This is a genomic window from Streptomyces sp. T12 (assembly GCF_028736035.1).
Taxonomy (GTDB): Bacteria; Actinomycetota; Actinomycetes; order Streptomycetales; family Streptomycetaceae; genus Streptomyces.
Map to the genome: position 1 here is coordinate 11,144,370 of NZ_CP117866.1, position 13,837 is coordinate 11,158,206.

Annotated in this window: 10 protein-coding genes and 1 pseudogene; 6 read left to right on the forward strand and 5 right to left on the reverse strand. The window is 71.0% G+C overall.

What is annotated here, in order from left to right:
- Positions 1 to 190 precede the first annotated feature (190 nt).
- The 4 genes from PBV52_RS49880 to rox all read left to right on the forward strand — a co-directional run bounded on the left by PBV52_RS49880 (position 191) and on the right by rox (position 5,431).
- The gene (locus PBV52_RS49880) at positions 191 to 1,108 is read left to right on the forward strand and encodes an arginase family protein (RefSeq protein ID WP_274248903.1); all 918 of its coding nucleotides are present in this window, start codon (positions 191 to 193) and stop codon (positions 1,106 to 1,108) included.
- 102 nt (positions 1,109 to 1,210) lie between these two features.
- The gene (locus PBV52_RS49885) at positions 1,211 to 2,470 is read left to right on the forward strand and encodes an MFS transporter (RefSeq protein WP_274248905.1); all 1,260 of its coding nucleotides are present in this window, start codon (positions 1,211 to 1,213) and stop codon (positions 2,468 to 2,470) included.
- Between the two features lie 129 nt (positions 2,471 to 2,599).
- Positions 2,600 to 3,790: an MFS transporter gene (locus PBV52_RS49890; RefSeq protein ID WP_274248907.1), complete on the forward strand. Its 1,191-nt coding sequence runs from the start codon at positions 2,600 to 2,602 to the stop codon at positions 3,788 to 3,790.
- Positions 3,791 to 3,955: 165 nt separating this feature from the next.
- Positions 3,956 to 5,431: a rifampin monooxygenase gene (gene rox, locus PBV52_RS49895; protein WP_274248909.1), complete on the forward strand. Its 1,476-nt coding sequence runs from the start codon at positions 3,956 to 3,958 to the stop codon at positions 5,429 to 5,431.
- Positions 5,432 to 5,491: 60 nt separating this feature from the next.
- Here rox and PBV52_RS49900 read toward each other — a convergent pair.
- A pseudogene (locus PBV52_RS49900) lies at positions 5,492 to 6,182 on the reverse strand (DUF899 domain-containing protein).
- Between the two features lie 193 nt (positions 6,183 to 6,375).
- On the opposite strand from PBV52_RS49900, the gene PBV52_RS49905 reads away from it, so the two are divergent.
- On the forward strand, positions 6,376 to 7,044 hold the full coding sequence (locus PBV52_RS49905) for an HAD-IA family hydrolase (RefSeq protein ID WP_274248911.1): 669 nt from the start codon (positions 6,376 to 6,378) through the stop codon (positions 7,042 to 7,044).
- Between the two features lie 82 nt (positions 7,045 to 7,126).
- On the opposite strand, the gene PBV52_RS49910 is transcribed toward PBV52_RS49905, so the two are convergent.
- The 4 genes from PBV52_RS49910 to PBV52_RS49925 all read right to left on the reverse strand — a co-directional run bounded on the left by PBV52_RS49910 (position 7,127) and on the right by PBV52_RS49925 (position 11,967).
- Entirely contained in the window at positions 7,127 to 7,882 is a 756-nt protein-coding gene (locus PBV52_RS49910) for a dienelactone hydrolase family protein (protein ID WP_274248913.1), read from the reverse strand.
- 122 nt (positions 7,883 to 8,004) lie between these two features.
- Positions 8,005 to 8,625 carry an L-threonylcarbamoyladenylate synthase gene (locus PBV52_RS49915; protein WP_274248915.1) on the reverse strand — a complete coding sequence of 207 codons (621 nt, stop codon included), beginning with the start codon at positions 8,623 to 8,625 and terminating at the stop codon, positions 8,005 to 8,007.
- Between the two features lie 118 nt (positions 8,626 to 8,743).
- Complete coding sequence (locus PBV52_RS49920; protein ID WP_373921993.1) at positions 8,744 to 9,850, reverse strand: LacI family DNA-binding transcriptional regulator; 1,107 nt, start codon at positions 9,848 to 9,850, stop codon at positions 8,744 to 8,746.
- 122 nt (positions 9,851 to 9,972) lie between these two features.
- Positions 9,973 to 11,967 carry a glycoside hydrolase family 97 protein gene (locus PBV52_RS49925; RefSeq protein WP_274248917.1) on the reverse strand — a complete coding sequence of 665 codons (1,995 nt, stop codon included), beginning with the start codon at positions 11,965 to 11,967 and terminating at the stop codon, positions 9,973 to 9,975.
- Positions 11,968 to 12,284: 317 nt separating this feature from the next.
- Between PBV52_RS49925 and PBV52_RS49930 the strand changes: the two genes are divergently transcribed.
- Positions 12,285 to 13,817, forward strand: a complete 1,533-nt coding sequence (locus PBV52_RS49930) for a helix-turn-helix domain-containing protein (RefSeq protein ID WP_274248919.1) — start codon at positions 12,285 to 12,287, stop codon at positions 13,815 to 13,817.
- The last annotated feature ends 20 nt before the right edge of the window (positions 13,818 to 13,837 follow it).

The window sequence follows — 13,837 nt, forward strand, 5'->3', positions numbered from 1 at the left end:
CGGTAGCCGTTGAACTCTGCATCACCGTGAGTCGACTTCGGTCACATAGGGGCGAGATCCGGCCAGGCGAGAGCCAGGAGCCAGGGAACGATTGCTGCTGCCATGGAGCCGAGCCCCAAGTGGTGCCGGGTCTCGGGATGTGGCACAGATGGTGGATGTGAGGAGTGGTCCAGGAGCCGAAGGACGGGACATGCGGGAACTGGCGATCATCGAGGCACCGTCCGTCCTGGGGCTGCGGCCGTCCGGCGTTCAGGAGCTGCCGGAGGCTCTGCTCGACGCCGGTCTGCCGGTCGGGCTCGATGCGGTACGGGTGGGCCGGGTCGAACCATCGGCGTACGACCCGACGAGGGACGCCGACACCGGGATCCTCAACCCCCACGGCATCGCGGAGTACTCCATCCGGCTGGCCGACGCCGTCGGCGGCGTCCTCGACGCCGGGCGTTTTCCCGTCGTCCTCGGCGGAGACTGCAGCATCCTGCTCGGCAACCTCCTCGCCCTGCGCCGCCGTGGACGCCACGGACTGCTGTTCCTCGACGGCCACACCGACTTCTACCAGCCCTCGGCGGAGCCGACGGGTGAGGCGGCCTCGATGGAACTCGCCCTGGCCACGGGCCGCGGCCCTCGGCTGCTCACCGACCTCGAAGGTCGCGGACCACTGCTGCGGGACGAGGACGTCGTCGTCTTCGGCTTCCGCGACGCCGCCGAGTCGGCCGAGGCCGGGATGCAGCCGCTGCCACCCCGCCTGCACGCGATCGACCTCGACGCCGTGCGCGCGACCGGCGCCACGACGGCAGCGCGCCAGGCGATCCACCGACTCACCGACAGCACCAGCACCAGCACCAGCACTGGCGTCGGGTTCTGGGTGCATCTCGACGTCGACGTCCTGGACGACGCGATCATGCCGGCCGTCGACTACCGCCAACCGGGCGGGCTGACCTGGGAGGAACTGGAGGGCGTACTGCATACGGCGCTGAGTGACCCGGGAGCCGTAGGGCTCGACGTCACCATCTTCAACCCTCGCCTCGACCCGGACGGCGCGATCGCCGCCCGTCTCGCCGAGTGCCTGCGCCAGGGGTTCGGGGCAAGGCCCGATCACGTGCGTGACTGACCCACCCTGACGGGCGACCAGAACCCAGGAACACGCCGTTCGTCCAAGCTTCGTCGATCTTTGTCCATGGGCGGATGCGCCGCCGGAGGCGAGGGTGGGGCGATGAGTGAATTCAAGGTCGGGGAGACCAAGTCCCCCTTACCCGGGCGTACAACCGAACGGCGACGCACCCCCATCGGACTGATCGCGCTGGCACTGGGCGGGTTCGGCATCGGGCTGACCGAGTTCCTGATCGCCGGGCTGCTGCCGCAGGTGGCGTCGAGTTTCGCGGTGTCCGAGGCGGCAGCGGGCCGGCTGATCTCCGGGTACGCGCTGAGTGTCGCGATCGGCGCGATCGCGCTGACCGCGGCGACGGCACGACTGCCCCGCAAGCCCGTCCTGGTCGGCCTGGTGGCGCTGTTCGTCATCGGCAACCTGCTGTCCGCCGTCGCACCGAGCTATCCGGTGATGCTGCTCGGCCGGATCGTCGCGGCGTTGTGCCACGGCTCGTTCTTCGGCATCGGCTCGCTGGTCGCTCGCAGTCTGGTCGCGCCGGAGAAGAAGTCCCGCGCGGTGGCCGTCATGTTCGCCGGCCTGACGGTCGCGAACGTGCTGGGCGTGCCGTTCGGCGCGTGGGTGGGTGAGCGCTGGGGCTGGAGGGCGGCCTTCTGGACGGTCACCGCGATCGGCGTACTGGCGCTGGCCGCAATCGCCGCCCTCGTCCCCGGCCGGGCCGGCCAAACACCGCCGCCGACAGCGGCGACGAGCAGCTCACGCCCCGCACCGCCCAGTGGCCTGCGGGCCCAGTTCCGTGCGTTCCGGTCCTGGCAGGTCTGGCTGACGCTGACGGCCACCGCGTTGAGCTACGGCGGCATGTTCGGTGCGTTCAGCTACCTCGCCTACACGTTCACCGAGGTCGGCGGATTCTCGCCGGCGGACGTCTCCTGGTTGCTGATGGTGTACGGCGTCGGCCTGGTCGTCGGGAACCTGATCGGCGGGCGAGCAGCCGACCGCGACCGTGACCGCGCCCTGGTCCTCGCCCTGCTCGGACTCACCATCACCCTGGCCGTGTTCGGTCTGCTGGCCGACAGCGCCGTCGCGTCGGTGATCCTCGTGTTCCTGATGGGACTCTTCGGCTTCGCCGGCGTGCCCGGCATGATCACTCGCGTCACCGATTACGCCCACGGGGCGGCGCTGGCCGCCAGCGCCAACGTGTCCGCGTCCAACCTCGGCAACGCCCTCGGCGCCTGGCTCGGGGGCGTGGCCATCACCGCGGGCCTCGGCTACACGGCGCCGCTGTACGTCGGTGCGGGAATCGTCCTGGCCTCCGTCGCCGTGATGGCCGTAGCCGCACACCTGGCCAGATCACCGGCACACCAGTAACCGTCCCGGCGCCGTCGAGGAGCCGTCGATCACCGCCCGGAACCGAGCACGCCCGGGGGCCGTACGAGAGTCCGTACTGGTGGCGTGCCGGGCCGGGCGGGGGCGGGGCGCGGGGTTACCGTCGGCGGCATGGACGGCGATCGCCGAGGGTGGCGCGAGTGTTGGCTCAGCGGGGCGGTGTTCGCCGTGTGCATGGCCGGCACCACACTGCCGACCCCCCTCTACCCCCTCTACCAGGAGAAGTTCGGGTTCTCCGAGCTGACGGTGACCGTCGTGTACGCCGTGTACGCCTTCGGGGTCATCGGCGTGCTGCTGCTGGTGGGCAACGCCTCGGACGCGGTGGGACGACGTGCGGTCCTGCTCTGCGGCCTGGGGTTCGCGGCCGCGAGTGCCGTCTGCTTCCTGTGCGCCACCGGGCTGGGCTGGCTCTACGCGGGGCGGCTGCTGTCGGGTCTGTCCGCAGGCCTGTTCACCGGGGCCGCCACGGCTTACGTGATGGAGTTGGCTCCACACGGCGGCGCATCGAGGGCCACGTTCGTGGCCACGGCGGCCAACATGGGCGGACTGGGCTGCGGTCCGTTGCTCGCCGGGGTGCTCGCCCAGTACGCCTCCTGGCCGCTGTACCTGCCGTTCGTCGTGCACCTCGCACTGGTGTCCGGCTCGGCCGCCGTCCTGCTGCGACTTCCGGAGACGGTACGGGAGCGGTCGCCACTGAGCACCGTACGGCCGCAGCGCCCCGGACTGCCCGCGCAGGTGCGTGCGGTGTTCGGGCCCGCGGCGATCGCCTCGTTCGTGGGGTTCGCGCTGTTCGGGGTGTTCACGTCGGTCAGCCCGGCGTTCCTCGCGGAGTCCCTCGACGTGGACAACCACGCCGTGAGCGGGCTGGTCGTGGCGCTGGCCTTCTTCGCCTCGACCGCCGGGCAACTCGCCGTCGGCAGAGTCGGGGTGGGGCGATCGCTGCCGCTGGGCTGCGCCGGCCTCCTCGCCGGGCTCGCGCTGCTCGCGGGAGCGCTGCGGTGGGACCTCATGGCGCTGGTGGTGGCGAGCGCGCTCGTCGGCGGGGGCGGGCAGGGGCTGGCGTTTCGTGGGGCGCTGGCCGCGGTGGCCGAGGCATCTCCGGCGGACCGGCGCGCGGCGGTGATCTCGACGCTGTTCGTGGTGGCCTACGCGGGCATCTCGGTGCCGGTCATCGGCGTGGGGGTGCTGACGGGCCCGATCGGTCTGGAGGGTGCGGGCCTGGTGTTCATCGCCTGCATGGCCGTCCTCGTCTCGACCGCGGCCGTCTATCTGGTACGGCGGCCGGTACCGGCGAGGGCGTGAGCATGCCACCTGAGGGTGGGTGAGCGAGGCCGGCAAAAGCAAAGGCAAGGAGGTTATGCACTCCTTGCCACTCTCAAGGTACAGCGCACCGGGGGGCTTGCGGCAAGGCCCGGGTCGTGCCGCAGAATCGTCGCTCGAAGCCGGGACCTGCGGAAACATCGTCGAATGGGGGTTCTCTTGATCGACGGGATAGACGGGATAGACGGGAACGACGGGATCGACGTGATCGTGGTCGGCGGTGGCCCGACCGGCTTGATGCTGGCCGGTGAGCTGAGGCTGCACGGCGTGCGCGTGCTCGTGCTGGAGAAGGAGGCGGAACCGGCCTCGTTCGTCCGCGCGCTCGGCCTGCACGTGCGCAGCATCGAGGTGATGGACCAGCGCGGGCTGCTGGAGCGGTTCCTCGCGCACGGCAAGCAGTTCAAGGTCGGCGGCTTCTTCGCCGCCATCGACATGCCCTGGCCCGACCGGATGGACACCGCGCACGGCTACGTCCTCGGCATCCCGCAGACCACCACCGATCGCCTGCTGGCCGAGCGCGCCGTCGAGCTCGGCGCCGAGGTCCGGCGCGGCTGCGAGCTGGTCGGGCTGAGCCAGGACGAGGACGGGGTGACCGCCGAACTGGCCGACGGCACGCGGCTGCGCTCGCGCTGTCTCGTCGGCTGCGACGGCGGCCGCAGCACGGTGCGCAAGCTGCTCGGCGTCGGCTTCCCCGGTGAACCCACCAGGGTCGAGACGCTGCTGGGCGCGATGGAGGTGGACGTGCCGCCGGAGACCGTGTCCGCCGTGGTGGCCGAAGTCCGCAAGACCCAGAAGCGGTTCGGCCTCGGACCTATGGGAGACGGGGTGTACCGCGTCGTCGTGCCCGCCGAGGGGGTGAGCGAGGACCGCTCGGTCGCGCCGACCCTCGCGGAGTTCAGGAAACAGCTCCGGGCGGTCGCCGGCACCGACTTCGGCGTGCACTCCCCGCGCTGGCTCTCCCGCTTCGGCGACGCCACCCGGCAGGCCGAGCGCTACCGGGTCGGCCGGGTGCTGCTGGCCGGCGACGCGGCGCACATCCACCCGCCGACCGGCGGACAGGGGCTCAACATCGGCATCCAGGACGCGTTCAACCTCGGCTGGAAACTGGCCGCCGAGGTGGGCGGCTGGGCACCGGAGGGACTGCTGGACAGCTACCACACCGAACGGCACCCGGTGGCCGCCGACGTCCTGGACAACACCCGCGCCCAGATGGAGCTGCTGTCCACCGAGCCGGGGCCGCAGGCACTGCGCCGGCTGCTGGCGCAGCTGATGGACTTCGAGGACGTGAACCGGTACCTGATCGAGAAGATCACCGCGATCGGGGTCCGCTACGACTTCGGCGACGGCCATGAACTGCTCGGCCGGCGCTTGCGGGACATCACGCTGAAGCGCGGCCGCCTCTACGAGCTGATGCACGGCGGCCGCGGACTGCTGCTCGACCAGACCGGCCGGCTCTCGGTGGCGGGCTGGGCGGACCGGGTCGACCACGTCGTCGACGTCAGCGAGGAACTGGACCTGCCCGCGGTACTCCTGCGGCCGGACGGCCACGTGGCGTGGGTCGGGGAAGACCAGCAGGACCTGATCAGCCGGCTGCCCAAGTGGTTCGGCGCTCCCGTCAGCTGAGCGCGCAGTGGTGGCACCGCAGGGACGGCGGCGCCCCAGAGGACGCTTGCCGCCGCATCGTCAGACGCCGTATTCGTCGGGGAGGCGCAGCGCGGGGCCGCCGACCTGCAGGCCCAGTGGGGTCGCGCGTCCCTTCGGCTCCTCCCACGGCTCCTGGCGGCCGAGTGCGGTGAGGTCGAGGTAGGGGATGCCGTAGTGGAACTCTTCGATGCCACGGCCGAACGCCGAGTAGGTGTGGAAGACCTCGTCCCCGACACGCAGGAACGCGCTGACGCCCGGATAGTCGCCCCGCATGCTCTGCGACCACGGCCGCCCCGCCTCGGCGAGCTCGGCCTCGCTGCAGTGGTTGACCTGGACCGGCGCGACCCGGTCGTCGACGGTGGCGTGGAAGTCGTAGTTGAAGTCAGTGCCGGCCGAGGAGTACCAGGGGAAGGCCCACCCCATCCGCTCGCGGAACGCGGCGAGCTTCGCGTACGGCGCCCGTGTCACGGCGACCAGCGTCGTGTTGCGTACGTGCAACTGCCGCAGCGTGGCCGGGATCTGGTCGGCCGCGGTCGAGCAGGCTCACCTGCCCGTCGGGGCCTTCGAAGGCGTACGGCTTGTCGACGCGGACCATCGGCAGCCGCCGCCGCTCGGCGTTGACCTGGTCGCGTGCCCGGGTCAGCTCCTTCTCCCTGGCCAACAGCTCCTTGCGCGCGGCAAGCCACTCCTCGCGGGACACCACGTCGGGCAGGTTCGCCTTCGTCGCCATCTCGGATCTCCCAGCTGCTCTCGTTCTGCGATCGGACGCGCGACCCTCAGTCCAGCAGGTTGCCGGTGGCGGGCCGACGACGCCACGGCGCCCATGCTGCGCACCGCCCCCCGAAGGCACCTTGTTGCAGCAAGCCGCCACCTCGGCGCCACCACGCTCACCAGCGCCTGTCCGCTGCTGGCATGATCAACGCATGACCAGTGAACGGGGGCGGCCGGGCCGCATGAAATATGTACTGTTCGATGTCGACGGCACGTTGATCGACGCGGTGAGCAACCAGCGCCGGGTCTGGGCGGCCTGGGCGGAGCGGTACGGGCTGGATGCGGAGGAGGTCTACCAGGTGGCTCTGCGGACGCGGCCGATGGAGACGTTCGCCCAAGTCGCTGCGGACCACGATCCGCACGAGTGCCTGGCCACGCTGCACGAGCTGGAGGACGACGACGTCCGGTCCGGCGTCTATGCGGCTTTCGACGGCGCCTCGGAGCTGCTGCACGGCCTGCCACCGGGGTCCTGGGCGCTCGTGACGTCGAACTACGAGCACCGGGTGCGCGGCCGCTTCCTGCGGACGGGCCTGCCGGTGCCGGACGTGATCGTGGACGCGGCCGCAGTCGAGGAGGGCAAGCCCTCACCCGTGCCCTATGCGAAGGCCGCTGCGCAACTGGCTGCCGAGCCGGGAGACTGCCTGGTCATCGAGGACGCCCCCTCCGGTGTGCAGTCCGGGCTGCGCGCGGGGATGACGGTGTGGGGCGTGAACGCCGCGCTCGCGGTGGATGGCGTGCATCGCCACTTCGTCAGCCTCCGCGAGGCAGTCCCTCACATCCTGGCCTTCGTGTCCGGGCCTTGCGGGGATGCCGCAGCCTGAGCCCGGGCGGGCGACGCGATGGCACGGACGAGGCACGTTGGAGACTGCCTCTGGAGGGCCGCCACTTGAGTGGTGGAGCGGCTCAGAACGTCCGCTTCAGCAGATCGAGCAGCGCCGCCCAGTGCCGTTCGTCCGCCTCAGCGTTGTACGCGGAGGTGTCGGCCTGCGTGAACCCGTGCCCCGCACCCGGGTAGACCTCGCAGCGGTGGCGGACCCCCGCCTCGGTGAGCGCGGTCTCGAGGCGCTCGATCTGCTCGACCGGCAGGGACGGGTCCTGGTCCGCATGGCCGAAGTACAGCTCGGCGGTGATGTGCCCGGCCACCAGGTGCGGGCTGTCCGGCGTCTGGGTCGCCAGCCGTCCGCCGTGGAATCCGGCCGCCGCGGCAACCCGGTCCGGGAAGGTGCCGGCCGTGAGCAGGGACAGTCGCGCGCCCATGCAGTAGCCGGTCAGCGCCACCGGGCAGTCGGCCGCCACGGGGCAGTCGGCCAGCCAGCGCAGATAGGCGCCGGCGTCCCGCATCGCGCGTTCGGGCGTCAGCTCCTGCATGATCGGCATGATGGTCGCGAAGATCTCCGGCCGGGCCCCGGGATCGATGAACTCCGGCAACTCGACCACCGGCGCGCGCCCGTGACGGTAGAACACGTTGGGCACCAGCACCGTGTACCCGGCCTCGGCGAGGCGGTCGGCCATCTCCCTGAGCCGGGGCCGCAGACCGAAGGCGTCCATGTAGAGCAGGACCGCCGGACGGGGTTCCCCGTCAGCGGGATGGGCCAGATAGGCGTCGACGGTGCCGTCTTCGGTGGGGATGTCGACGGTGGTTCCCTGTACGGCGGTCATGGCTGGGACGTGCCTCTCTGCGTGGGGGCGTAGGCGAGGGCCGGCCCGTGGGAGGGGCCGGGTCGAGGTCATCGTGGCACGCAAGCCTCAGGGCGCCGCGACCACCCCCCGCCCGGCCCATCTCACTCGAACCGGGACGTGTCGCCCGCTCCCTTCCGCACGATCTCGGCCTCGCCGCCCGAGAAGTCGATCACGGTCGTCGGCTCGGTGCCACAGTCCCCGGAGTCGACCACCGCGTCCAGCACATGGTCCAGCCGGTCCTTGATCTCCCAGCCCTGGGTCATCGGCTCGTCCTCGTCGGGCAGCAGCAGCGTGCTGGACAGCAGCGGCTCCCCGAGTTCGGCGAGCAGCGCCTGGGTGACGACGTGGGCGGGGATGCGCACGCCGACCGTCTTCTTCTTCGGATGCTGGAGCATGCGCGGCACCTCCTTCGTCGCGGGCAGGATGAAGGTGTAGCTGCCGGGCGTCGATGCCTTGATCGCGCGGAAGACGTCCTTGTCGACCAGCACGAACTGGCCGAGCTGCGCGAAGTCCTGGCAGACGAGGGTGAAATGGTGCCGGTCGTCCAGTCGGCGAATGGTCCGGATCCGGTCGATGCCGTCACGGCTGCCCAGTCGGCAGCCCAGCGCATAACAGGAGTCCGTCGGATACGCGATGAGCGCACCGGAGCGGACGCTGTCGGCGACCTGGGTGATGGTGCGCGGCTGGGGGTTGTCGGGGTGCACGTCGAAGTACTTCGCCATTCGCCGAGCCTATGCCCTCGATGCCCGGCAGCCGCGCAGGCCGGGGCAGTCGGGCTTCGGGGAGCGTGTCCGAGAGCACGAGGCACCGGTCTCGTCGTGCCCCCCACGACCGCCGCTCTCAGCCTGCTGTACGCACCGAATCGCGGATCACGAGCTGCGTGCTCAACACGACGTGGTTGTCGGAGGCGAAACCCACCTCTCGGTCCAGGGCGAGCCGTACGGCGGTGCGGCCCAGCTCCTCGTACGGGACACGGACCGTGGTGAGCGCCGGGGTCAGGTCGGCGGCGAACGGGACGTCGTCGAAGCCGACCAGGGAGACGTCGCGCGGCACGCGCAGACCGGCCTCGCGCAGGGCGGCCAGGGCCCCCAGTCCGACCACGTCGGACCCGGCGAAGACCGCCGTGAACTCGACTCCCGTGCGCAGCGCTTCCCGTGTGCGCAGGTAGCCCGACTTCCGGGTGTAGTCCCCGGTGGTGTCCAACTCCGCGAGGTACGGCGCGCCATGGGCGCGCAGGGCGTCCTGATACCCGAGGTGGCGCTCCTCCGCGCTGCTGAAGCCGGGAGCGCCGCCGAGGAAGAGGACGCGCCGGTGGCCGGCCGTCAGCAGGTGCGCGGTGGCCTGGAAGGCGCCGCCTCGGTTGTCGTAGTCCACGACCGTGGCCGGCACGCCCTCCGGCAGCGGCGGCCGGCCGCACAGCACCAGCCGGGATCCCGCGGAGTCCAGCGCCTTGGCGTAGCCCGCCATACGGCGGTGGTAGGCGTCGTCCGTCACGGTGCCGCCGACGAGGACGACCGCCGCCGCGTGCTGTTCCCGCATGAGCTGGACGAGGTCGTCCTCCCGCTTGGTGTCACCCTTGGTGGAGCAGACCAGGCTGAGGCGGCCTCGGCGGCCGGCCTCCTCTTCCACTCCCGCAGCCACGTGGGCGAGGGAGGGGCCGGTGATGTCGTTCATGACGAGGGCGATGGGGCCGGCGACACGTCCGGAGAGCGCCTTGGCGTGGACGTTCACGACGTAGTGGAGGGAGTCGACGGCGGCCATGACCCGCTGCCTGGTTTCCGCGGACACGGGGTAGTTGCCCGCCAGTGTCCGGGAAACGGTTGCTACGGAGACACCGGCCTTCGCGGCGACGTCGCGGATCGTGCTCGGCCTGTCGGTCGGCCTTCCCCTGCGCTTCGCCTTCTTTGCTCCCGGGGTGGTGGGCAGCCCCTTTTCCTCGTCCGTCACGGCTCCGACGTTACTGCACCGGCTTGGTCGTGTTGAGCCTGCCGATCAGAGAGGTACTCTCCAGTAGCTTGGTAAACGTTTTCTCTCCTCTGAGCCGGTGGCGCTGTGCCTGCCGCCGAGGGTCAGCTTGGCTTCAGGACGACCGCCTGGCCGCCCGCCGGGGCCATGGCCACGCTCAGCGTGGTCTCCGAGGTGACGGTCTGAGTACTGACCACGACCGGGGTCCGGTACGGGCTGGTGCCCGGGGTGCCGTCGGCGTAGACGGTCGCCGTGTAGGTTCCGCTGCCCAGGAAGGACAGGGGGATCGACAGGGTCCGGGACGTCTCGTTGGTCATGGCCCCGAGGTACCACGTGTCGCCGCCCCGGCGGGCGACCGCCACGTACTCGCCGATCGAACCGGCCAGGGTCCGGCTCTCGTCCCACGTCGTGGGGATGGCGTTGAACCAGGGCAGTCCCGGCCAGTTCGCGGGGTTGGAGTACTTGGACGGCTTGTCGTACCAGAAGAGGAAGTTGAGGGGCTGGTAGTACACCGCGGCCATCGCCATCTGGTGGGCGTTGGTCGTCTTGTCGCGTGACTGGTCGTAGCAGATGGTGTAGTCCATCGGTCCGCCGATGTTGCGGGCGAAGGGCAGCGTCACGTTGTGCGTGGCGGTCGGGAACTGCTCGTTGCCCCGGACGCCTTCCAGGCTGATGTAGTTCGGGTACGTGCGCTCGTAGCCGAACGGACGGACGTCGTCGTGCATGTCGATCAGCAGCTGGTACTTGGCGGCCGCCTTGGCCCAGTCCGTGATCTGGTCGGTCATCGGCTGGGTGCCGTCGTTGATGAAGCCGAGCTTGATGCCCGAGACGCCCCAGCTCTTGTAGAGGCCGAAGAGCGAGTCCGCGTCGGTCAGCGCGAGCCGGTTGACGTAGAGGAAGACGCCGATGCCCTTGCTCGTGGCGTACGAGATGACGGACGGCAGGTCGATGGCGGCGATCGGCTTGGTCGCGTCGGGGGTGCTGAACTCGGGGCCGTACCAGCCGGCGTCGTACTCGATGTACTCCAGACCCCGGGCCACGGCGAAGTCGACGCCCGCGAGGCCCGCGGCGGTGCTGAGCTCGCAGCGGAAGACCTTGCCCGGCTTGATCCAAGAGGTGTCGGTCAGGGCGCTGGGCGGGGCCAGGTTGAGGATCAGTTCGGCGTTGTCGACGAGTTCGGCGTGGGTGGACCCGATCACCAGCGCGCGCCACGGCGTGGCGAACGGGGTGGTGACCGTGCTGGTCGTCTCGGCCGGGCCGGTGCCGCGGGCGGTGTGCTCCATCAGGAAGGCGGACAGGGCGCCCGGCTGCCCGTCGACCGAACTGAGCATCAGACGCGGGAAGTTCAGCCGCGAGGACTCGCAGACGCAGGCGATGAGACCGTCGGAGAGGGTGGCGGTCAGCGGCAGGTCGGTCAGCGGGCCGTTGTCCGTGGTGGAGGTCCCGGTGACCGGTATGGAGCCCGGCGCCACCGGGAGGTAGGCGTTCTCATCACGGGCGCTGTAGACGGTGGTGTCGTCGGGGAAGACGAAGGTCGTCAGCTCGTCGGAGATGGTGGCGGTGCCCTTGTCGAGCAGGACGTAGCGCAGTGCGACACCGGTCCTGTAGGCGCGGATCTGGACGCTGAAGCGGATCCCCGAGGCGGTGTCCCGCAGGTTCCAGCGCTGTTCCTGGTAAAGGTCGGTGACGGTGGCGTTGCGCCCGTACACCGGCGTCCAGGTGGTGCGGGTGGTCCAGTGCTGGTTCCGGGTCACCGTCACGTCGCTGCCGAGGACGGTCCCGTCGCTCAGCCCGAGGCCCAGCACGGATGTGTCGATCACCGTCTTGCCATTGTGCCGGGCGGACCACCGCAGCGCTCCGTCCACCACCGACATCGTGATGGTGTTGCCGCCCATCCGCGCGGTCGCGTCGGTCGCGTCGGCCGCGTCCTCCGCGACGACCGCGTCGTCCGCCGCGTAGGCCGGCCGCGCGGCGCCGATCCCCGCCGCGGCCAGACCGGCGGTGACAGCCGTGCCCTTGAGCATCCCCCGGCGCGACAGTGCCACCGGGCTGCCGACTCTGTCCGGCGTGGGCTCTTCCCGGTCCTCTGAACTTCTCATCGTGCTGGGGGCCTCTCCATTGAGGGCCGCGCCGGTGCGCGGCTCGATCCGAGCGGAGGACACATGCGGTAAACGTTTTCTGCTGGGGAATGTTGTACGCGCCGATGCAGGGTGGGTCAAGACCCGCCGACCCGGAGAAGAGGCCTCGAAGCGTGCCGCGCAGTTGGCCCAGGCTGCGACAACGTGAGGTGGGGGATGGCCGCCGCGATCCTGGGAACCCGTCCCCGACGCCCACGTCGGCGTACCGCCGAGCACGGGTGAGGTAACGTCCCGAACGGTATGTCGTGAAGGAAGCGCAGGACGAGGTGAAGGCCGACGTGGCTGGCAGAGAGGACGGGGTCCGCCAGACGGGGGTGCGGGGCGCCGACGCCTCGGCATGGGCGCAGGAGTTGCTGGACCACCTGCGGCCGACCGGGCAGGACGTCCCACGGGTCGTCGCCTGGCTCGCGGACGCCGTGCAGGGCACCGCCTCACTGCAGGACGACACCGGAACGCTCCTCGGCGGCACACGGGCGACCCTGGACGAGCACCTCGTCGCGGCCGTCACCGCCGGCCGGATCGCCTCCGCCGCCTGGGAGGGCCAGGGCCGGCACCTGCGCCTGGTCAGGGTGGCGTACCCGAACCGGTCGTCGGCCGGCGTCCTCGCGGTGTCGCGCGAGACGCCCTTCGACCGGCGCACCTCCGACATCGTCACGCACACCGTCCAGGTGATCGAACTCCTGCTCAAGGCGGGCGAGATGACCGCCGCCGGACGCCGGCTCGAGCGGGCCACGTCCGATCTGCGGCTGGCGATCCTGCAGTTGCTGATGGTGGAGGACACCGTCTCCGCACGCCGGGTGGCCGCGGGACTGTGGCCCGGACTGCTCGACACCGACACCGCCTGCGTCTACGTCGTCGAGGGCACCGCGCAGGACCGGTACCGGCTGGCCGGGGAGTGCATCGACGCGACGGGCGAACGGGCGCTGGTCGTGCTCTGCCCGGCGGTGGACGAGCACGTGATCGTCGTGACGCCCGGCGAGGCCGAGGCCCAGGAACTGCGTTCCCTGATCGGCCCACGTCCGGGCACCTTCATCGGCGGCAGCGCCCGGCAGGGCCTGGCCCGCACCGCCACCGCGTACGGGCAGGCCGTGAGCGCCCTCGCCGTCGCCCACTTCCGCCCGGACAAGGCCGCGGTCTACGCCGAACGCACCCACCCCGAGCGCCTGACCGACCCGGCGGCACTGCGCGGCTGGACGGCCCGTCTGCTGAACCCGCTCGACACCCTGCCGCACCACACCCGCGCCGAACTGCTCGCCACCACCCGGCTGGGCCTGGAGTTCACCGCCGTGAACGCCGCCAAGGTCCTGGGCGTCAGCCGCAACACCGTCCGCGCCCGCATGGAACGCGTGGAAGCCCTGCTGCGCACGGACTTCGCCGACCTGACCGCCCGTGCCGTGGTCCACCTGGCGCTCAACAGCCAGGTGAGCCTGGCGGGCGCACCGGCCGACACCGGCTCCTCGGAAGCGCCCCACACCTCGCTGTACGACCTGCTGTCCGGGCCCGCCATGCGCACCTGGGCGCAGGAACTCCTCGCACGCCTGGACCAGGACACCCGGGACCTGCGCCGCACCCTGCGCACCTGGATCGCCGAAGGCGGCAACGCCGAACGCGCCGCGCAGACCCTCGGCGTCCACGCCCAGACCGTCCGCGAGCACGTCCGCAGCGCGGAACCCGTCCTCGAGCGGCAACTCCTCGCCGGCGGCAGCGACCTGTACGAGGTCGTCCTGGCCCATCTCGCCGTGGGCGACCTGGATCAGCCCGCCCTGCACGGGGCGAAACCGGGCCTTCCGGACTCACCTGTGCACAGGTGAGTCCCACGGGCGCAGCAGCG

What these genes read in the sequence shown, in the direction of transcription:
- PBV52_RS49905 (WP_274248911.1), top strand. Translation starts at nt 6,376, where the DNA reads ATGACCAGTGAACGGGGGCGGCCGGGCCGCATGAAATATGTACTGTTC.
- PBV52_RS49880 (WP_274248903.1), top strand. Translation starts at nt 191, where the DNA reads ATGCGGGAACTGGCGATCATCGAGGCACCGTCCGTCCTGGGGCTGCGG.
- PBV52_RS49885 (WP_274248905.1), top strand. Translation starts at nt 1,211, where the DNA reads ATGAGTGAATTCAAGGTCGGGGAGACCAAGTCCCCCTTACCCGGGCGT.
- PBV52_RS49890 (WP_274248907.1), top strand. Translation starts at nt 2,600, where the DNA reads ATGGACGGCGATCGCCGAGGGTGGCGCGAGTGTTGGCTCAGCGGGGCG.
- PBV52_RS49910 (WP_274248913.1), bottom strand. Translation starts at nt 7,882, where the DNA reads ATGACCGCCGTACAGGGAACCACCGTCGACATCCCCACCGAAGACGGC.
- PBV52_RS49915 (WP_274248915.1), bottom strand. Translation starts at nt 8,625, where the DNA reads ATGGCGAAGTACTTCGACGTGCACCCCGACAACCCCCAGCCGCGCACC.
- PBV52_RS49925 (WP_274248917.1), bottom strand. Translation starts at nt 11,967, where the DNA reads ATGAGAAGTTCAGAGGACCGGGAAGAGCCCACGCCGGACAGAGTCGGC.
- rox (WP_274248909.1), top strand. Translation starts at nt 3,956, where the DNA reads ATGGGGGTTCTCTTGATCGACGGGATAGACGGGATAGACGGGAACGAC.